Origin of the sequence: Pseudoalteromonas sp. OFAV1, from assembly GCF_021532595.1 — a bacterium.
Classification (GTDB): domain Bacteria; phylum Pseudomonadota; class Gammaproteobacteria; order Enterobacterales; family Alteromonadaceae; genus Pseudoalteromonas; species Pseudoalteromonas lipolytica_C.
In genome coordinates this window covers 35,216-54,369 of sequence record NZ_JAKGBG010000022.1, presented here as the reverse complement: position 1 = coordinate 54,369, position 19,154 = coordinate 35,216, and the positions used below count along the sequence as shown (strand labels likewise).

Here is a 19,154-nt window from a genome sequence, read left to right as displayed (position 1 = left end):
AGAATTTGATGAAAACAACGGTAATCAAATTATTAAAAAAGGTAATAGAGCAACTTCAAGCTGCTCTTTTACCTTTGTGTAGCAAATCTGCAATTCTATCTGGACTGTATTTCACTTTCTTCTCACGAGATTTTTTCTATGAGCATCAAGCCATACTGAAAGCGCGTTTAGCCTATAAAAGACAGCAAGGCATGCATGGGAAATCAAGTGCATTATTGCGTAGAAATATACATCGCTTAGAGAAAGGCTTAATTATGCAGCCTAGGAGAAGTATTTATGCACTTGATTATATAAGTGAAACCATTGCTGCTTATCGTGTTGCGCTAAGTAACTCTGAGGTAGACCAGTCAGAACTGCAGTGGGCGTCAGATGTAATAACGGAGTACTTTTCTGTAGTAGATAAAAATAACCCTGTTATTAATGAAAGCTTTTTAGCTTTTAACCAGCTATCAACTTTGTGTTCAACCTCGAAAAAACCATACTCTTACCATCAAAAAGCTCCTCACAAAGTAGAGTATGAGGATTTCTTAGCCTTAACAAAGTTTCGTACGTCGGTACGCTGGTTTCAATCAAAAAGCGTAGAAATAGAAAAAATAAAAAAAGCGATCGATGCTGCTTTACAAGCTCCAAGCGCATGTAATAGGCAGCCTTTTCAATTTTATTCTATTTCGAGTCAGCCATTACTTAAAAAGCTAGCTAATCTCCCAGGAGGAACAGCTGGTTTTGCAGACAACATTCCACATTTAATTGCGGTTGTGGGTGATTTATCTTATTACCCACTTTCACGCGACCGCCATGTAATATATATCGACAGTTCGCTTGCATCAATGCAGTTTATGTTAGCACTTGAAACTTTAGGGTTAAGCAGTTGTCCTATTAACTGGCCTGAATTAATTAATCAAGATAAGACTGTCGCTAGTTTACTCAACTTACCACAATATAAGCGTGTTGTTATGTTCATTGCTGTAGGTTACCCATCCAATTCAGGAATGATACCTTATTCTGATAAAAAGCAAGCTAAAGACATTCTAAAACATGTTTAAGACATATTAATTCGTTATATCGACAGCTTTTTTCCCGCTTGATATACTCGAAAAAGTTAAATTTAAGGAGTTCTCATGAAAAAAAATAAAGGTTTCAGTTTAATGGAACTAATGATAGTTCTTATCATACTTGGGCTGTTAGGTTCTCTAGTCGCTCCTAAATTATTTTCAAAGGTAAGTTCATCTAAAGTTAAAACCGCGATTGCTCAAATGCAAATGTTTGAAACAGCAATTGATACATACCGTCTAGATATGGGGACTGTACCTCCATCTCTTCAAGCATTACGAAAAAGTGACTCAGCAAATTGGGATGGACCATATTTGCCAAAAGACATTCCTCTAGACCCGTGGGGTAAAGTATACATCTATAAGGTGCCTGGTGAAAATGGCTCTCCTTACAGCATTATGAGTTATGGACTTGACGGCCAACCTGGTGGTGAAGGTGAAAACGAGGATGTAGTTCATAAATGATGGAGCTAAGCCAATTACTTGCTGAACAATTTAAAATATCTGCGGCTGATATAGATAAAGCTAAGTCATATCAAAGTCGCTATGATGGCAGGCTAGAACAAATTTTAGTTAATATGGGCTGCTTGACAGAAGAGGACTTAGCACCACTTTACAGCAAGTTATTAGGCTACCCTCTTTTTAATGCTGAAGATTATCCAAATTGGCAACTACCTGAAGACATCAATGTCGAAATACTTCGAGCGTTAAAAGAGCTTGATTGTGTTTTACTCGAGGCCAATGAGGTATGGACTATTGCATGTAAAGATCCATTATCTTTGTCACTTGCACAATTTATACAGCAGCATAATGTTGATGTTATTATTTTGGTTGCAACAGAAGCTCAGCTTCAAACTTTCTTTTATGAAATTCAAAGTTCATCAGAGAATAGTGTTGAAGAAGATGAGTTAACAGGTGACGAGGAGGCAAGATTAAGAGAGTTAGCTTCAGAAGCTCCTACGGTTAACCTTTTAAACTCACTGATAACTAAAGCATTAGCTAGAGGTGCTTCTGATATGCATCTTGAGCCGCATCAAGGGCGCTTTCGCGTTAGATATCGAATTGATGGGGTCTTACATGAGGTTGATAAGTTAGCTCCAAAAATGCAGCTTCCTATCACAACTCGACTTAAAATACTTTCTGGAATGGACATTGCTGAAAAGCGCCGACCTCAGGATGGAAAAATAGAACTACGCATAGCCAATCAAGAGCTTGATATTCGTGTTTCTGCTTTGCCATTGAACGATGGTGAAAGTATTGTTTTGCGTTTCCTGCTTAAAGACTCGATTCGTTATGATATGTCTGTTCTTGGGCTTTCCAATGATACACAAAGTCTAATTCAGCAAGACTTACGTAAAACAACAGGTGTAATCTTGTTAACTGGGCCTACAGGCTCAGGTAAAACAACAACACTTTATACATTCTTGAATGAGCTTAATCGTCCAGACGTAAAAATCATTACATTAGAAGACCCAGTTGAATATCAGTTAGAGGGGGTTAACCAAGTACAAATTAATAACGATATCGGTTTTAACTTTGCCGCAGGTTTGCGCTCTATAGTACGACAAGATCCAGATATTATCATGGTGGGTGAGATACGTGATGCAGAAACAGCACGTATCGCTTTGCAGTCGGCACTAACTGGGCATTTAGTATTCAGTACTGTGCATACAAATGATGCTGCAAGTGCTTATACGCGTTTACTTGACTTGGGTGTCGAAGAATTTTTACTAAATGCGGCTTTAGTTTCTGTTGTCGCGCAACGTTTGGCTAGACGTTTATGCCAACACTGTGCTGAGCCCTTAGAAGATACTAGCGAATTGCTTTCTCAGTATCCATTAGAGCTGGTAGCTAAAAACGCAGCAATTAGTGAATTAAATATTAAACAGGCTGTAGGCTGTGAGCATTGCAATCATACTGGGTTCAAAGGCCGAATCGCTATAAATGAATATCTTCGTTGTGATGATGAAATTAAGCAATTACCTAAAAACGATCAATTTATATCTCGTGCGCAAGCCCATAATGCTCAGCTAAAGCGACGTAATTTAATGCAAGATGGTTTGTATAAAGTAATTACTGGCGTAACCACCATTGATGAAGTTCTACGAGTAGCTGGCTAATGGAGTTTGAATATAAAGCGATTGATAATCAAGGCACGCGTCATCAAGGTGTTGTTAGTGCAACTAACCAAGCAGATGCACAAAAAAAACTCTTAACAGAAGGGCTCAATGCATTATCGATTAAGCCCATTGATAATACAAAAAGTATTAGCAGTCTGTTCTCGCAAAAAGTAACCCTTGATCAACTCGAGTTTTTTACGAGTGAGCTAGCTCTACTTTTAGAAAGTGGAATTCGCGTAGATCGCGGAATTGATATTATTAAAAAAGCAAATGGTCATCCTGCATTGACACGTTTGTTAAGCCAAATTTCTGCATCTTTAAAAAAAGGTGCTTCGTTAAGCGAAGCGTTCTCACAGCATGAGCAGCTGTTTGGTCCTTTGTATATTAGCCTACTTAAAATAGGTGAAACGTCAGGAAATCTACCAGAAGTTTTACAGCGCTTATCAAACGACTTAAAGTTTCAAAAAGATTTACGTTCTCAAATAAGCACCGCATTAACTTATCCTAGCGTTATATTCTTTGTTTGTATCATGGCGGTTTATTTTGTGCTTACATTCATTGTCCCCAAAATGTCAGGTATTTTTACTGACCTTAGCCAAGCTCCCTGGTACACACAAATGATTATTAATGTCAGTAATTTTTTTGTGGATTATCAAGTGATTATTATCAGTGGGATTGTTGCGGCAATTACAGGTTTGACATATGGCTTAAAGCAACCTGAAGTGAAAAACTGGTTTTATGTCAAAATATCGCATTTACCAGGTATCGGAAGTGTAATTTTAACGGCTGAGCGTATCCGTTTTTCCCAATCAATGGCAATGATGTTAGAAGCTGGTTTACAGCTAGATACAACACTGGAGTTGACAGCCAACACTTTAAAACATCCAGAATTAAAACGAGATGCCAAACTAGCACTTAAGCAGCTAAAAACCGGTAAACAGTTGAGTCATGTGTTAGAAAAAACACGCATATTTCCAGACTTTTTTCTATCGATAATCAAAGTTGGCGAAGAAACAGGGCGTTTACCAAGAGTTTTTTCAGAAGTTGCTCAGCGTAGTAAATCTGAATTGGAAGGAATTATTAAAAAGCTGACCACTATGCTAGAACCTATAATGCTTATTTTTATGGGTGGTTTTGTTGGTGGTATCGTAATCACTATGTTGATGAGTATGGTATCAATTAATGATGTCCCCTTTTAAAATCAAAGGATTCTCTCTCATTGAGCTAATGGTCGTTATGGCAATAATGGCTGTTTTAATGGGGTTGACGGGCGGTGTTATTGTTAAGAATGTTGCTCAACAGACTCGTTTAGTTGAGCTTGAAAAAACCCAAAATTACTTCAAAATGCTGAGTTATAAGGCATATTATGGCGGCTATCCTATAAAGGTTGATCTTGATGGCAGCATGTTCAAAATCAGTATTGCCGATCAAGTCACGAATCTTGAATTTGAAGAACTTGAGTTTGAAAAGTCAAGTTATACCATAAACACAAAATCAGCCATTATGCCGAACTCCTTCACTGTAAAGTGGAATGAAACTAGTCGTGAATTTTCAATAAATACAATGTTCAAGCCTTATGAATAAAAATAAAGGGTTTACGCTGCTTGAAGTATTAATCGCGGCGATTATTTTGTTTACAGCATTAGCTTTAGCGAGTGAAATTTTTAAAAGTGCTACATTATCAACTGATATTGCAGTTAAAAATGCCAAGTACTTCCAAATCACCCCTTCAGCTATCACTGCTATAAAATTCGATCTGCGAAGTAAAGTAAAAAATCGCGACATACCAGAAGCAGATGGTGAATTGGAGTTATTTGGTATTTATTACTCTTGGCAAGCAAATCGAGAAACTTTTAATAGCCCGCCGACAGATGAGTTATCTGATTTTTCAGAGCGAAACCGTTTCTCAATTTATAATGTAGATATACTTGCTAAAAGTGCAGGCCGAGAAAGAGAGTTCTCTTTTAAGGTTGCAACATGGTGAGAATACAAAGTAAACAAACTGGCTTTACATTAATCGAGCTTTTGTTAGCTACAAGTGTATTGATGCTAGTGTTATATGCAGGATATTTTGGCTATGGTTTGTACACTCAAAAATGGCAGACAAGAACCAACTACTTTTGGCAGCAAAGCCAACAAGCACTTGCATTCGATGCAATTACTCGAGTCTTTGAATCAGCAAGCACATACGTTGTTGAATCGGATAAAAACGAGCCTGCACAATATTTTTCAGGTGACAAAGAAAGAGTCATATTTATAAGCACTTCACCTTTATTTAACCATGAAGCTTCTGTCGTAGAATTTAAGATACTACAAAATGATGGAGTTTATTCACTCGTATATAATGAGGCTTCAATGAGAAATAACTTACTGTTGAAACAATCTGATGTTATTGAGTGGGAACATCAAGTTACGTTGCTTGAGAACTTAAAAAGAATCTCTTTTGTTTATTATGGGTGGTCTGGCTTAGATGAGGTTTCTAGAAACTACAAAGAAGATAATGTAAATAGTCAAACTAAGCCACAGCTTTATGCCAAACATGTTATGGAAGATATTCGTATATTACCAATTAGCTTAACACTCGAAATAGAAGGGCATGAGGGAGAGCGAAGTCATTTTCCTGTAGCTCTACCAGAAGAAGCTTTCTCTGTTCTGATCGATTACTTAAGGTTAGAAATATAATGCAGTTCCAAAGAGGTATTGCTCTGGTGCAGGTACTGATAATTACTCTTGTCCTAAGTACCCTTGGGTTATATATAATAAAATCCTCGAGAGAACAGGTCGCCACAACGTTCGAAATTAAGGAAGCGTTGTCTTTGCGTATAAAAATTGAAAATACCGAGGCTCGAGTTATTAATGCGCTATTAAGTCAGTTTCGGATTCAAAACGTAACAAATGAATCTGACATCGCCAAAAACTGGAATTTTTATAATAAACCTTTTGAAGTAGAGGGGGTTTCAGTCCAACTTCAAGACTTAAACGGCTTAATTAGCTTGAATGTTGCAGATTTACAACTACTTAAAGATGTTCTGATGAAGTTAAATGTTTCGCCATCTGAGAGTGATATATTTATTGATTCGCTAGCTGATTGGAAAGATGAAAATGACCTTAAAAGATTGAATGGAGCTGAAAGGGCATATTATGAATCGCAAGATATGCCAGGTCCTAGGAATGGTTACTTGCAATCATTGGCTGAAGTTAGTCACATTAGAAATAGCGATATATTAACCCCTCAGCAATGGAGTGAGTATTTTACCGTTGAACATATCACAGGCTTTAACCCGGCAAACGCTCCGGAGCCAATTTTGCAGGCATTTATTAAAAATGATACAACGGTAGCTAATTTAGTTGGACTGCGCGATAATGCAGGATTAAATGGTAATACCTTTTACAGGGAATCAGGCATTGAGCCTGACGAGTTTATTAACTTTCTCCCTGGCGATAGTGTAAAAGTTACTCTAACAGCAAAAAAATCTAATCAACGAGTGTCAAAAAGCTTTACGGCGAAAATAAGAACGCGTTCTTTAACTCGCCCTATTGTTATTACTAATGTTATCTGGAATCAAAATGAAGTTGAGTGAGTTACTTCAAAACGTTAAAAATAAAAAATGGTTGCTCAATAGCATTGCTTACTACCACGAAAATTTATTTTTACTGGCAGCAAGTGAATTCAAGGTAACTGACAAAAGTAAAAAAGTAATCATAGTCTCTCGCCGTAATTATAACGAAAAATGGCAGACTTACCCTTCAGTAAGCTTAAAAGAGTTGAAAGACATTTTAAAGCTTCAAAAAGAGACTTCGAATAGCCTTATAATTGAAAGCTTTTCTAAAAATGAACAGCAAGAGGGCTACGATGTAAAGACGATTACTTTTTCAGAAAAGCTTACCGATGAGTTTTCTAAGCATATACTCATCCCCGAGACTGAATTAATTAATCACTACTATAAAGATCAAAAGGTTGTTATCGAAGCACAGACACCTGCCGGTAATCTATTTTATAGTAAAGTGGAAGGTAAAACGAAAAGTGCATACAAACAAGGTTTAGTATCATCATTAGAATCGTTCTGCTTAAGTATTGGCGTACATAGTGATGTAGCTAAGGTATCGCTTACACAGGACGATTATGCATCTTTGTTAAATGAAGCTATTTTGAATACACCTTTCTTAAGCCTTTATAAAACTGCTGCTTTTGATTTTAAATCGAGCGTAGATTACAAGCTCTTACATAGTCTTTATTATGGGCCGTTAATTTCTGCAGGGATATTCATTGCAGGAGTAAATGCCTTTTATATGTATAAAGCCAACTCTCTAGAAACAACACTATTAAGCTATCAAGGCGGGGTCTCTGAGCTTCTGGAGCAAAAGCAAAAAATTGATCTAGATAAACTATATGTTGAACAGGTATTACAAGAGTTTGAACTCTACCCTAATGTTCATAGCCATTGGGATATTGCATATAAAGCGATTTCAGAAGGAATGGACATACAGGAGTTTTCTGGTTCTAAATCGAATGTTACACTCAGGGGTTTTGCAGATTCAGCTTCAAGTATTCTTGCGGTCATAAGTGAGTTGCCAATGGTTGAAAGTGCCCAATTTAGTGGTCCCGTCAGGAAATCAGGCAAGAGGGATTACTTTATCATGGAGCTAAAGGTAGTGGGTGAAAATGAAAAGTAACCTTTTAAAATATAAAAATTATCTTTTTGTCTTGTCGGCTTTGATTGTTGCAAATTTTGTATTGGATCCTATGTGGAAAAATATTGAAACGTTGCAGCAAAAAGTTTATTTGGATGAATCCAAAGTAGTTAAGGTTGAAAATTTAATAGCTAATAAAAAGCAAATAGAAAAACAAAGTGGTTTATTATCTATTAATAAGTTGAAGTTACAGCCGTATCTATTTACTGCAAGTACAGAGTCCGAGTTCAAATTAACAGCTCAAGGAAAAATAGAAAAACTGTTGCAAACCAATAATTGCAATGTTGAGCGAATAGGTTGGGCGGGTAAAAGTAATATTGAACAACAATTAGTACGCTGGACATTAGAAGCCAGATTTAGAGGTAATCCGGAATGCGTATTGAATGTATCTAGACAATTAGAAAGTTTAGAGCCAATGGTTAAAATTGCTGATTATTCCTATGCAGGTAAAGAAGTATCAGGTGATAAACAAAATTATATGGTTGTCGCTCTTACTTTGATAATGTGGCAAAACGCAAATGAGGTTGCATTATGAAGTGGCTCATAGCGTTTTTATCTGCTTTAACAGTTGTTGTTCTTTTAAATTCATTAGATATGCCTGAGGATGTGGCTTCTGGGAAAGGTAATGAACTAAAAGAAGTTGGTAAAATTAATTTACGTAATAAACAACCTGAATTAGAAGTAGAAAAACAGTGGTTAAAAAAAGAAATTGAAAAACCTAAAGTAGAAGAAAAGGTAAGTGCACCACAGGAGAAAAAAACAGCATTTCCTGTTTTAGAAATAGAAGGGCAGAAGTACCAACTACTGGGTATATTTAAGCAAAAAATGAAACCTTTTGTGTTATTGAAAAATACTGAAAATAACTTGGTTAAATTACAAGTTGGAGATGAGCTTACTAAAGGTATTTTCTTAGAGGAAGTTACCGCATCAGCGATAATCATCAAAAAAGGTAGCGACACAATTAAATTTAAACTTTTTGAACGTAGTGACAATGGCTAATAAACTTTACAATTTAACCCTTTCAACCTGCTTGGTGTTAGGGGCGACAAGCTGTGCATCGCTTGTAGATCCAAATTCAAGTGTTGAAACAGAAAAAGTAACTGTTTCAGAATCTTACCTTGATTTACCGCAGGGTGAACAACGTGAAGAGGCTGTTGAATTAGAGCAAGCAGAGCAGGTAAACGGTAAAACTGAGCGATTGAATCGACTATCAGATTCAAGACAGGCAACAACATTAGAAATCGATTTATCAAAGTCTTTTTCTCAAAACCCTCAGTTTCAAGTGTCTGTGAATGCATTGCCACTTAATGACTTTATTCATTATGTATTCGGAGAATTGCTTGATACATCCTATATTTTAGAAGCGAGTGTAAAAAGCAACACTACGCCTGTAACTTTAGATTTAAAAGAACAGTTAAGCGCTAAAAAATTATTTTTACTAGTTCAGCAAATTTTGTCACAGAACAATGTCAGTATTGTTAAAAATGACGGGATTTTTTATCTACATACTAACAACGCAAATACTAGAACAGATAAGGCATTTGGGTTTGGCCGTAATGAAGAAGCGGTACCAAATGTATCAGGTCAAATAGTTCAGCTTGTACCAATTCAGTATGGTATGCAACCTGGTCTGCGTAATATTATGAGCCAACTTGTCGATACCAATAATACCTATGATGCGTCGCAAGCATTATTAACGATTGAAGGCAAAAGAGAACAAGTACTCAGAGCGCTTTCGTTAGTATCTCTGTTAGATAGCCCTGCAATTTATAATAAAGCAACAGCTCTTATTGGATTTGATTATTTGAGCTCGGAAACTTTCATCAAAAAAGTTACCGAAATACTCAAAGAAGAAGGAATTACAGTTGCTGATGGTGGCCCATATGCAGCGAGTGTGAAGTTTGTTCCTTTAGAGCACTTGGGTAAAGTGGTGGTTTTTGCTAGCAGTGATGAAATTATTGACCGCGTAGCGTTTTGGCGCAAAGAGCTTGATAAACCTGCTGCTGGTGCTGAACAAAGCTTTTACATCTATCATCCTAAATATGCGCGCGCCTCTGATTTAGGGGCAAGTTTAGCTCCTCTTGTTGGTGGTAGCCTTTCTGGTGGAAGTAATCGTTCAAAACAAACTACAAATGAACGAACTTCTTCAGCGAGTACGCGCAATACCGATTCTCAATCACAAAGTGGTAATGAAGTACAGACAGTTGAAGGCGACAACATGCGCCTAGTGGTTGATGAAAGAGCAAATGCACTTATTTTTTACTCTACAGGTCAATATTATCAAGAGCTGCAACCTATTATTAGACAGCTTGATATCATGCCTAAACAGGTCATGATGGAAGTCGTTATTGCTGAAGTTAAATTAACGGGTAGCTTCTCTAAAGGGGTTCAGTATGCAATTCAAAATGGACCATCTACAGGACGTAATGAAAATATTAGTTTCAATACTGAAGGAAAAGGCGGGTTTAGCTACTCAGTAGTTGGGCTTCCGGGTAATATAAGTATTAACTTGTCTCAAACAGATGGATTAGTAAATGTATTGTCTCGCCCTACATTATTGGTGCGTGATGGCGTTTCAGCCAATATCAATGTAGGTGACGATATACCTACCATTGGCAGTACCACTGATGATCCACTGGATGGAACTGGAAGACAAACAACTACAATTGAGTATCGCCAAACAGGTGTTAATTTAACAGTAACGCCGACTATTAATGCCCAAGGTACTGTTATAATGACTATTGATCAGAGTATTTCAAATATTTCTGATACAGATGGCTCAAGCAGCACCCCAGCATTTTTTGAGCGTACATTAAAAACGGAAGTAGTAGCCGGTAATGGGCAGACAGTGATGTTAGGTGGTTTGATCAGTGAAACTAAATCTAACGGGGCTTCATCTGTGCCATTTTTTGGTACTATTCCAGTGTTAGGGCACCTATTTAGAACGGATAGTAGCTCAGCTGATAAAACAGAATTAGTGATTTTAGTTACGCCAAAAATAGTACAAAACACCGAAGACTGGCAGCGTGTTAAAGAAAGCTTTATTAAAGGTCTAGAAAATCTTAAGTTTTAATGTTTTTTTTAACAAATAATTACTTGAAAAATGACCAGTTAAACGATAATTTAGCTATGTTCAGTGAAAGTTAACTTACGTATTCAAAAAAGCGGTAATAAAACTATAACTGTACGTGCTTTAACGGGTTTACTTAAAACTTCTTAAGTAACTTTTGTCATAAAAATGTTGGTATTGCATGTTACGATACTCAGAAGCTTAAAAACTGAGTCATCAGCATGCAAACGAACAAATTAAATTAAGAGGGTTGGCTAATAATAAATGCCTATTTTAGTTTCTATATTGTACTAAAATGTGTGAAAATACTTTACTTGTTCATAAAGTGTGCATGTAAGGTTAATTACTTGACAAGTTTATTGTTAACCCTTAAATTTAGCTTGATCTGGCAAAACTCCAGCCAGAACAATAAAAAATCTTGGTGTATTGCCTTCATTAACAATACATCAGTTTCATGAAACTAGGAGAATGGAAATAATGAAACTATTCAAAAAAGCGCTTTTAGCTACTGCTGTAGTAGGTGCAATGGGTGCACAAGCGGCAACTATCTCAAGTGACGCTAAAAAATTATCTGCAGAAGGTGTTGCATTAAAAGTAGCAGCAACTGCTGATACTCTAACTTTCGACATCGTTGTTGATAAAGACCACCCGTCTTCGTCAGTAATCACTTTAAACTTCGATTCAAACGTTGATCTTTCAAGCACAGCTGGTGTTATCACTGGTGGCGCTGTAACTCAAGGTGTTGCATCAGGTACAGCTTATGCTGGCGATGTAGGTTTTGACTACGGTACTGGTAGCTTCACATTTGACGACGTTAAAGTTACAAATGGCGACGCAACTAAAGGCGAAACAGATTCAATCTCTTTCAAAGTAAACCTTGGTAACCCACTTACAGCTAACTCAGCGTTCCGCGTTGTTTTAGGTAACCACAACTACGGTGGTACTAACGGTGTTGCTAAAGTTTTAGTTAAAGGTGCTTCTACTCTTAGCTACGTTTCTAACAAAGCTGACAAATCAGTTATCGAAACTGGTACTGGTGTGATTGCTTCTGAAGTAACTCAGTTTGGTTTCAAAGTTGATACTCAACTTGACGGCCTAATCATGCGTGACGACCTAACAAGTTTCGTAGGTACAAACGGTTCTGCAGTTAAAACTGATGCTCTTAAGTACACTTTCACAAATGATGAGTCTCTAGGTCTAGCTCTTCAAAACGTTAACGCGAAAATTAACTTCGCTGGTAACTTTAAAGGTGTAACTACAACTGTTTCTGGTACTACTTTAGGTGCTGCTTCTACTGCTGCAGCAGGTAACACAGCTGGTACAGCAGGTACTCTATCTCTACCTACTGCTACTGGTGGTACTACACCTATCGCTGTTTTAGATTCATATGTAATGACTACTCCAGCAACTCCAGTTAAAGCAACTTACGTTAACACTGTTGATTTCACAAACGGTTCTACAAGCACTGTTCAAATTCCAGTAACTGGTGACGTTGAAGCTTCTGTTACAGTAACTAGCGCTTCTAACGCAACTGTTGGTACTGACGGTTACTCTTTATACTCTAAAGTAGCTGCTGGTGAGTGGGCTGTTGACGCAACTATCATCAACGTTCCTTACGTTCCAGTAAATGCTCCTAACACTGATACTTTCATCCACTTCGCTAACGAAACGGATAAAGAAGTAGATGTTATCGTTACTGCTATCGATAACAACGGTAAAGAGTACGGCCCAATGAACCTTGGTGCTAAACTAGCTGCTAACACTGTAACTAAGATCTCTGAGCCAGCAATGGATACTCTATTCGGTCTTAAAGGTGCTACTACTAAACTAAGCGTTACTTTCAACATCGACGCTGATAAAGGCGACGTAAACGCTTACGCAGTTAGCCAAAACGACAAAGGTCGTACAGAAGTTTCTACTTCACAACAACGTGGTAACTAATATTAGTTAGTTTAACTACTTTGTAAAAGCCCGGCTTAAGCCGGGCTTTTTTATGCTTAAAAACTTATTGCTACTAACTTTTATAGGCCTGAAAAGTATTTACAAGAATACAGGGAACAAAAGTACATAAATTTATGTCAACATAAAGTGCTTAAATTATCATAGAAGTAAATTGAGCATTGCAGCGCCAGGCGAAGGTATCTAAAATAGCTTTCAACTGTTATTACAGTTCAGAAAAAGTTGTTGTCTTAAGTAATTTAATTAAAGGTAAAGCATGAAATTTAAAACAGTATTTTTAGCATCAAGCTTATTCTTTGCAGGGATCAATTCAAGCTTTTTACAAGCATCAACACCATTACTTCAGGCACAGCAAGGAAGTGAAGCTTGTGATTTCGATATTAAGTTTTCATCAGAGCCAAAAGAAAAACAGCAAACCTTAAACATCGGTAATGGCGTTGATTTAAATTTAAAACAGTTTATTTCTATAAAACAAATCAAAGCTGCGAACATTGCAAGTAATGTAACTTGTCAGCAACTCGTAGGTCAAAAGTACACAGGTTCAAAAGAAGAATGGCAAGGCTTTGTGAAAAATGCCTTACAAGGCTTAATTAACTCAGGCTTTAAAGACTTACAATTTACTCGTGTGGGTCAGGATGATGCTGTCTACGAAGGTGATCTTGAAAATATGGAATATAGCTTCACTGGAGCTATAAATAAGAATAAACAAATTATCCATAACTTAGCGGTGTTAGATAAAAGTAACAATCAGGTTGTTATTATTTCAGTGAGTGGAAATGAAAGAGTGGCGGATGAAATTAAAGAAGAGTACACCAATTTAGTTAAATCATTCAGCTTATAAAGTGAATCTTTTTATAGGTAGACGTGATAAAGCTAAGCGTCTACCTTAATTTTATACCTAACCTAACTGTAGATCTCTTTTGCTCGTAAGTAATTCTCGGTTTCAAATCGGCATAAATGTTGTATTTTTTTATTGATATGCGGCTCATTTAAATAATTTTGCAGTGTATCTTTGACACATTGCTTTTGCTTATCTAGATGGCTTTCGGTTGTATTGTGACTACCAATGTTGATCTGCTTACCAGTTAATGTGTATATCTTTGAAGAAAAACTATCCAGATTATCTAAAAAACTCACAACGCTGTACTTTTCAAGGTTATCGCTGAACTCACTTTGCAGTGTTTTAGCATCATGCTCATCGCTGGCAAATCGGCCTGTTACACACATGCTCGTTACATTAGCCATTTGCCACCCGCGTCGGTGAGATAATATAGCATCTACTTCTTGAGTAAGGTTATCAGTAGAAAGGTTGTTAGGCGACATGATAGGTAGAGAGTTAGTCAATTTATTATAAACATAGTTAGATTTAAAACGGCTTACAGGTTCACGTAATACGGTAAGAAAATGATATTGTTTTGCAAACTGATCCAACAATTGTTTGTTGGTGGTTACATGCCCACTTATGTATTGCCAGTTCTGCGCTAGGTGGTAAGCTAGTAAACCAGATAATTGCTTCGCATGGTGGTCGCTAAATTCACTAATACTATCTAGATCGTTAATTTCACGGTTCATGCCTGCTAGGCTCATCGCAATAGCACCCTCGCGGCTAAATCTTGGTTGGCCAGCTACAGCAAACTGTTCTCGAAGGGCTAAATCAATCGATATACCACCTGACTTAGGAATATGTATAAAGCAAATTGACTTTGACTGAGTATCGGAACTTTTTGCAATGCGTCTCAAAGTAAGGTCATAACCAAATTGGTTAATTAGTTTTTTTATAGTGCTTTTCATAATGTACTTTTAAATTTTGGGCTAACTTTATTAAGATAAAGGGTGAATTTAGCATCGATTGGTGAAGTATTTTGGCATAACTGCGGGTTTTGTTATTTATAAACAAAAAGCCATAGCTTGCTACCATATAAGAGATAAGTGTTGCCCAAGCAGCACCTATTCCATGGTATTTTGGAATTAAAGCCAAATTGAGTAACACATTAATTACAGCGCCAGCAACATTTGACACCAAACTATATTTATAAAGTTTTTCTATAATGAGCCATTTGGAAAGAACAGCCCTCTGAAAAATAAAGACGCTAGCAAATATATGGATACTCAGAATAGCTGCACTAGCACGATATGATTCGCCATAAATTAGTGTTATCAATTGTTTGGAAAAGAACCAAAGAAAAATGCTCAGTGTTAGTGCTATTAATGTAAGTACAACAATCAATTGTTGTAGAGTGACTTCGTAGGCATGGTAAGCCTTAAATCTCGTGTGACTTAACTGAGCTGTATATACGTTTGCAATTAATACAGGGAAAACATACCAAAACTCCGATAGTTTAGCGGCCGCAGCATAATAAGCGACAGCTTCTGTGTTAACCAACTGCGCGAGCATTATTTGATCGACTTTTAAATAAAGTGCAGCAGCAATTCCAGAAAATAGAAGCCATTGACCTTTTTTGTACAGAGCGAGGTGAGCACTTAAACTTGCTTTTCGTTTTATTTCTTTGTGGTGCCCTTGAGAAATATAAATAAAGTAATAGCAACAGCCAATAAAAACACTTTCTAAACCTTGAAGAAGAACTAAGCCTTGCAGGCTGGCAGAGTTAAGTATAGCGACAAGTTTCGCGACATTGATGAAAGTAATTATGATTAAGCGGACTCGGACAAGTGTAGTAACTTGTTTTTTTGCAATATAAAAAAATTCTAGTACGTATAAAAAAGTAAAACCTTGCATAGCAACAAGAAGGATAATGAGCTTTGATTGCTCATTAGCGATTTCTAAAAAGTGCAGGCAAATGAGAGTAGTCACTAAAACAGAAAAGCAAGCGCCGAGTAAGCGTATACGCAATGCTGATTTTATGTAGTAATGACTATTTTTGGGGTGCTTCACCACATACTTAGTAACAACATTATTTAAACCCATAATACAAAGAGGGCTAAAAAGACCAGCAAATGAAATAATATACGAAAAGTCGCCAAAAAAAGTAGGTCCTGATATACGGGCTAGCAGTACACTATTAAAAAAGCTGAGTCCTAGTAAAACTACCTTTTCTAAGATCAAAAATAGCGAATTTTTAACGTTTGAACTCATCACACGCTTTCATCGTTAAGTTAAACGCGTATCTTATCGTAAAATATAGAAATTGCACAGAACGCTTGAATGCATATTCATTGATGTATATGCTAACTGACTTTTCTTTTATATGGCTGGAAACCAATAGTGTTGATAGAGATTAAAGGTGTTCAATTTGTCAATAAAGGGGCAGAATTAATGCTTGCCTCAATTATTTCTCAGCTTGCAAAAGAATTGCCTAGTGCTGATATTTGCCTAGCACATAATAAAAATTCGCCTTATAAAAATCGAGCTAGAGTTGGCGCTTACCAAAAGATTAACTTAAGAAAAAATATCATTGATCTAAATGGTGTTTTTTATTTTTTTCCTCGTTTTATTCTTAATTATTTTAAAAACCGTTTTGGTATTGTGACAGAAGCGGATGTTGATGTTGTATTAGATGCATCAGGATTTAGTTATGGTGACCAATGGTCTGATGTAATTATTAAGCAAGTCGCAAATGAAGTGTCGAGATTTAAAAAAAAGCGTAAACATTACATATTCATGCCGCAATCATTAGGGCCCTTTACACGAAAGAGCAATAGGCTTAGCGCAAAAAAAGCTTTCAAAAATGCCAGCTTGGTATTTGCTAGAGAGGAGCCTTCTTATAAGCATGTAATGGACCTTGTTAGCGAGTCTAGCCACATAGCTCAAGCACCTGACTTTACAAATTTACTTATTCCAACTGAGCTGAGCGAATATACAAAATATAAAGATCATATAATTATCATTCCAAACTCGAAAATGCAGAGTAATAAAAATAAAGATGACTGGTGGCGTGAGCATTACGTAGAGACGCTGGCATTTTTAGTTAATAAAGCTCAAGAAGCTAACGAAAAAGTTATAATCGTCAATCATAGTGGTTTTGAAGATGCCATCCTGTGCGATGAAATTAATCAATTAATTGCTAAGCCATGCAAAGTGATTGAGCCTAAAGATGCAAAAGGAGTAAAATATTTAATATCAAATGGGAAGTTAGTAATTTCCTCAAGGTTTCATGGCTGTGTAAGCTCTTTATCGCAAGGAGTTCCATGTATTGCAACTGGTTGGAGTCATAAATATCAAGAGCTTTTTAATGAGTATGAAGTTTCGGATATGCTAATAGCCTCAGGCATTACAAATGAGCAGCTAAGTACTTTACTTAACATAACTTTAAAGCAATTAGAACAGAAAAAAAGTGGCCTAGAAAAGTACATTATTTCATATAAGCAAAAAAGTGAAAAAATGTGGTTGCAAGTATTTGATATTTTAAAGTAATTGCTTACTTACTACTTCAAGAGCTAGTTAAGTTGTCATATGGAAATTAGTCAATCTTGAGCATTTACTGTTAAATTAGATGCTATGCATTCTTTTTACCTGTTTGTGTAGCTTTGTTCCTTACTTAAATTTTTAGGATTAATAAATGAAAGGGTTTTATATAAATACTTGCCCTCCAAATATTCCACAAGTATTCCAAGAGTCACTATCTTCAAAACAAATAAGTGACCAATGTATTGCCGTATATAAGCAAGACTTTGAGTTATCAGCTAACAACTTAAATATGGTAGGTTGGTTTATATATGATGGAAAACTAAATAACATAGAAGCTCTTTCAAATGATCTTGAAAAAGTTGGTTTTCAAGCTCTAGATAATATTGAATTTGGTGTGTATTCAGGTGTTTTCTATTCAAGTGACGAAAGCTACTTCTTTCAAGACAATTTTGGCTTAAATTTTCACTACTTACATATAAATGAAAGCGAAATTATTATCGCTCCAACAATAAAAGCAATTGAAGATAGTGCTCAGTTAAAAGTATCAACTTTACATGAGTCCTTTTTAAGTAAAAGAGGGCATTTGTTTGGGTCTTGCACTAAATATCAAAAAGTAACCTGCTTACCTCTTGGAGCTATCGTTGCATTAAGTAGTGGTGAGATTGTTAAACAAAAAAAAATATCAGAAATAATTAGAACAACTCAAAGTAGCCTTGAATGCATACCAGGCATGACAAGAAGTTTAATTGATAAAATACCAGAAGAAAGTAGATGTTTGGCTTTATCAGGTGGTTTTGACTCACGGTTAATTCTTAGTCAAAGTAAAATGAAAAGTGGATACTGTTATGGTCCCGAGAGTAGTGCGGATAGACCAATTGCAAGGCAGTTTAAAGGTGATTTTGATAACTTTCATGAATTTGAATTTGATCTGAACCCAGCATCTGAAACAGAGGCTCAGGTTTTTTCAGATTTAGTGGAGTCACCAGAGCAGTATAATGACGCACAATTTATAAATGCATATCATACAGCATTCAAACTAACCAAAGAATCTGATTTCTTCTTTGATGGCTATCTAGGGGATGTATTTCAAAGAGGGACTTATCTTTATTTCCCCGGAGTTTTAGGAGAGCTGTACCGCTTTTTTCCTTCGTTATATAAAAATTTGCCATTCAATGCGAAGCAATTGCTTAAAAGACGTTACTCTAACTTGAACAAAGAAGAGTTTACAGCTTTATATGAAAGTTTTTGTAGCGAAACACAAGATCTTAATCTTTCAGATTATAACAAAGTAATTTTGTATGAGGCATTTTTCGCTAGGGGACGCAGGTATATATCAAGAGGTGCATTAAGTATAAATGGTTGTTTTAAAGAAGTAATACCAGTTTTTATGCATCCTTCACTTCAATCTATTTTTGCAGCACAGAACTATCATGATGCGGTTTCTTTTAAAAATATAAAAAAGATATGGAAAGAAGTTGACTTGAACTATAAAACAAAGAAATTTGAAAATGGATATAGTCTTAATACTCCCAGTTTTATGATGCCCAAGCTTGCCTTGTTATATCGTTTACTAATTCATTTTGTTCCAGGCTTCCAAAATTATTCAACTTCTAATAAAAAGTAACTTTAACTAAGTGCATAATGCACAAATTTGTTATTCCCAATTGTTACAATATTACAGTGCCGCTACATGTTTTAAAATAAGTGCTATTATACTAACTGTAGCGGCAGGTTAGGTTGTGTTTTGGCTCATTTTATTTAAAGAAAATGTTTAGCAACAATGAGTAGATAGGCAAATCGTTGAATGTCGAGCATTAATACTCTCCGTTTTAATTTGTTACAATAGCTGTTTGTAAACCAATTGTTATTGTAATCAAATGTAAGGAATTTGGTGGTAA

At 36.2% G+C, this 19,154-nt stretch carries 18 protein-coding genes; 16 read left to right on the top strand and 2 right to left on the bottom strand.

The features are described 5' to 3' along the window. Positions 1 to 8 precede the first annotated feature (8 nt). From L1267_RS13375 to L1267_RS13310, 14 genes are all read left to right on the top strand, one after another. Positions 9 to 1,043: a nitroreductase family protein gene (locus L1267_RS13375; RefSeq protein ID WP_235383155.1), complete on the top strand. Its 1,035-nt coding sequence runs from the start codon at positions 9 to 11 to the stop codon at positions 1,041 to 1,043. A 75-nt stretch (positions 1,044 to 1,118) separates the two neighbouring features. Next, positions 1,119 to 1,514 carry a type II secretion system major pseudopilin GspG gene (gene gspG, locus L1267_RS13370; protein ID WP_235383154.1) on the top strand — a complete coding sequence of 132 codons (396 nt, stop codon included), beginning with the start codon at positions 1,119 to 1,121 and terminating at the stop codon, positions 1,512 to 1,514. Then, a complete protein-coding gene (locus tag L1267_RS13365) occupies positions 1,514 to 3,169 on the top strand; it encodes a GspE/PulE family protein (protein WP_235383161.1) in 1,656 nt (551 codons plus the stop codon). Before gspG ends, L1267_RS13365 begins: the two co-directional genes overlap by 1 nt. Further along, positions 3,169 to 4,368, top strand: coding sequence for a type II secretion system F family protein (locus L1267_RS13360; protein ID WP_235383153.1), 1,200 nt, complete (start codon positions 3,169 to 3,171; stop codon positions 4,366 to 4,368). Before L1267_RS13365 ends, L1267_RS13360 begins: the two co-directional genes overlap by 1 nt. Beyond that, positions 4,352 to 4,753 (top strand): type II secretion system protein, encoded by a 402-nt coding sequence (locus L1267_RS13355; RefSeq protein ID WP_235383152.1) that lies wholly within the window; start codon positions 4,352 to 4,354, stop codon positions 4,751 to 4,753. The genes L1267_RS13360 and L1267_RS13355 overlap by 17 nt, the downstream gene beginning before the upstream one ends. Continuing rightward, a complete protein-coding gene (locus L1267_RS13350; RefSeq protein WP_135923340.1) occupies positions 4,746 to 5,153 on the top strand; it encodes a type II secretion system protein in 408 nt (135 codons plus the stop codon). The genes L1267_RS13355 and L1267_RS13350 overlap by 8 nt, the downstream gene beginning before the upstream one ends. After that, positions 5,147 to 5,851, top strand: a complete 705-nt coding sequence (locus L1267_RS13345; protein ID WP_135923341.1) for a prepilin-type N-terminal cleavage/methylation domain-containing protein — start codon at positions 5,147 to 5,149, stop codon at positions 5,849 to 5,851. The genes L1267_RS13350 and L1267_RS13345 overlap by 7 nt, the downstream gene beginning before the upstream one ends. Beyond that, on the top strand, positions 5,851 to 6,750 hold the full coding sequence (locus L1267_RS13340) for a general secretion pathway protein GspK (RefSeq protein WP_135923342.1): 900 nt from the start codon (positions 5,851 to 5,853) through the stop codon (positions 6,748 to 6,750). Before L1267_RS13345 ends, L1267_RS13340 begins: the two co-directional genes overlap by 1 nt. Further along, positions 6,737 to 7,843: a hypothetical protein gene (locus tag L1267_RS13335; RefSeq protein WP_135923343.1), complete on the top strand. Its 1,107-nt coding sequence runs from the start codon at positions 6,737 to 6,739 to the stop codon at positions 7,841 to 7,843. The genes L1267_RS13340 and L1267_RS13335 overlap by 14 nt, the downstream gene beginning before the upstream one ends. Beyond that, positions 7,833 to 8,396, top strand: coding sequence for a hypothetical protein (locus L1267_RS13330; RefSeq protein WP_135923344.1), 564 nt, complete (start codon positions 7,833 to 7,835; stop codon positions 8,394 to 8,396). Before L1267_RS13335 ends, L1267_RS13330 begins: the two co-directional genes overlap by 11 nt. Next, entirely contained in the window at positions 8,393 to 8,860 is a 468-nt protein-coding gene (locus L1267_RS13325) for a hypothetical protein (RefSeq protein WP_138558750.1), read from the top strand. Before L1267_RS13330 ends, L1267_RS13325 begins: the two co-directional genes overlap by 4 nt. Next, complete coding sequence (locus L1267_RS13320) at positions 8,853 to 10,934, top strand: secretin N-terminal domain-containing protein (protein ID WP_138558749.1); 2,082 nt, start codon at positions 8,853 to 8,855, stop codon at positions 10,932 to 10,934. The genes L1267_RS13325 and L1267_RS13320 overlap by 8 nt, the downstream gene beginning before the upstream one ends. 474 nt (positions 10,935 to 11,408) lie before the next feature. After that, entirely contained in the window at positions 11,409 to 12,872 is a 1,464-nt protein-coding gene (locus tag L1267_RS13315; RefSeq protein ID WP_135923347.1) for a hypothetical protein, read from the top strand. 274 nt (positions 12,873 to 13,146) lie between these two features. Beyond that, positions 13,147 to 13,731 carry a hypothetical protein gene (locus tag L1267_RS13310; RefSeq protein WP_235383151.1) on the top strand — a complete coding sequence of 195 codons (585 nt, stop codon included), beginning with the start codon at positions 13,147 to 13,149 and terminating at the stop codon, positions 13,729 to 13,731. Between the two features lie 62 nt (positions 13,732 to 13,793). On the opposite strand, the gene L1267_RS13305 is transcribed toward L1267_RS13310, so the two are convergent. Then, positions 13,794 to 14,681, bottom strand: coding sequence for a sulfotransferase family 2 domain-containing protein (locus L1267_RS13305; RefSeq protein WP_235383150.1), 888 nt, complete (start codon positions 14,679 to 14,681; stop codon positions 13,794 to 13,796). Further along, a complete protein-coding gene (locus L1267_RS13300) occupies positions 14,653 to 15,984 on the bottom strand; it encodes a flippase (protein ID WP_235383149.1) in 1,332 nt (443 codons plus the stop codon). Before L1267_RS13300 ends, L1267_RS13305 begins: the two co-directional genes overlap by 29 nt. 129 nt (positions 15,985 to 16,113) lie before the next feature. Between L1267_RS13300 and L1267_RS13295 the strand changes: the two genes are divergently transcribed. Then, complete coding sequence (locus tag L1267_RS13295) at positions 16,114 to 17,262, top strand: polysaccharide pyruvyl transferase family protein (protein WP_235383148.1); 1,149 nt, start codon at positions 16,114 to 16,116, stop codon at positions 17,260 to 17,262. A 145-nt stretch (positions 17,263 to 17,407) separates the two neighbouring features. Then, complete coding sequence (locus L1267_RS13290; RefSeq protein WP_235383147.1) at positions 17,408 to 18,880, top strand: hypothetical protein; 1,473 nt, start codon at positions 17,408 to 17,410, stop codon at positions 18,878 to 18,880. The last annotated feature ends 274 nt before the right edge of the window (positions 18,881 to 19,154 follow it).

What these genes read in the sequence shown, in the direction of transcription:
- L1267_RS13375 (WP_235383155.1), top strand. Translation starts at nt 9, where the DNA reads ATGAAAACAACGGTAATCAAATTATTAAAAAAGGTAATAGAGCAACTT.
- gspG (WP_235383154.1), top strand. Translation starts at nt 1,119, where the DNA reads ATGAAAAAAAATAAAGGTTTCAGTTTAATGGAACTAATGATAGTTCTT.
- L1267_RS13365 (WP_235383161.1), top strand. Translation starts at nt 1,514, where the DNA reads ATGGAGCTAAGCCAATTACTTGCTGAACAATTTAAAATATCTGCGGCT.
- L1267_RS13360 (WP_235383153.1), top strand. Translation starts at nt 3,169, where the DNA reads ATGGAGTTTGAATATAAAGCGATTGATAATCAAGGCACGCGTCATCAA.
- L1267_RS13355 (WP_235383152.1), top strand. Translation starts at nt 4,352, where the DNA reads ATGATGTCCCCTTTTAAAATCAAAGGATTCTCTCTCATTGAGCTAATG.
- L1267_RS13350 (WP_135923340.1), top strand. Translation starts at nt 4,746, where the DNA reads ATGAATAAAAATAAAGGGTTTACGCTGCTTGAAGTATTAATCGCGGCG.
- L1267_RS13345 (WP_135923341.1), top strand. Translation starts at nt 5,147, where the DNA reads ATGGTGAGAATACAAAGTAAACAAACTGGCTTTACATTAATCGAGCTT.
- L1267_RS13340 (WP_135923342.1), top strand. Translation starts at nt 5,851, where the DNA reads ATGCAGTTCCAAAGAGGTATTGCTCTGGTGCAGGTACTGATAATTACT.
- L1267_RS13335 (WP_135923343.1), top strand. Translation starts at nt 6,737, where the DNA reads ATGAAGTTGAGTGAGTTACTTCAAAACGTTAAAAATAAAAAATGGTTG.
- L1267_RS13330 (WP_135923344.1), top strand. Translation starts at nt 7,833, where the DNA reads ATGAAAAGTAACCTTTTAAAATATAAAAATTATCTTTTTGTCTTGTCG.
- L1267_RS13325 (WP_138558750.1), top strand. Translation starts at nt 8,393, where the DNA reads ATGAAGTGGCTCATAGCGTTTTTATCTGCTTTAACAGTTGTTGTTCTT.
- L1267_RS13320 (WP_138558749.1), top strand. Translation starts at nt 8,853, where the DNA reads ATGGCTAATAAACTTTACAATTTAACCCTTTCAACCTGCTTGGTGTTA.
- L1267_RS13315 (WP_135923347.1), top strand. Translation starts at nt 11,409, where the DNA reads ATGAAACTATTCAAAAAAGCGCTTTTAGCTACTGCTGTAGTAGGTGCA.
- L1267_RS13310 (WP_235383151.1), top strand. Translation starts at nt 13,147, where the DNA reads ATGAAATTTAAAACAGTATTTTTAGCATCAAGCTTATTCTTTGCAGGG.
- L1267_RS13305 (WP_235383150.1), bottom strand. Translation starts at nt 14,681, where the DNA reads ATGAAAAGCACTATAAAAAAACTAATTAACCAATTTGGTTATGACCTT.
- L1267_RS13300 (WP_235383149.1), bottom strand. Translation starts at nt 15,984, where the DNA reads ATGAGTTCAAACGTTAAAAATTCGCTATTTTTGATCTTAGAAAAGGTA.
- L1267_RS13290 (WP_235383147.1), top strand. Translation starts at nt 17,408, where the DNA reads ATGAAAGGGTTTTATATAAATACTTGCCCTCCAAATATTCCACAAGTA.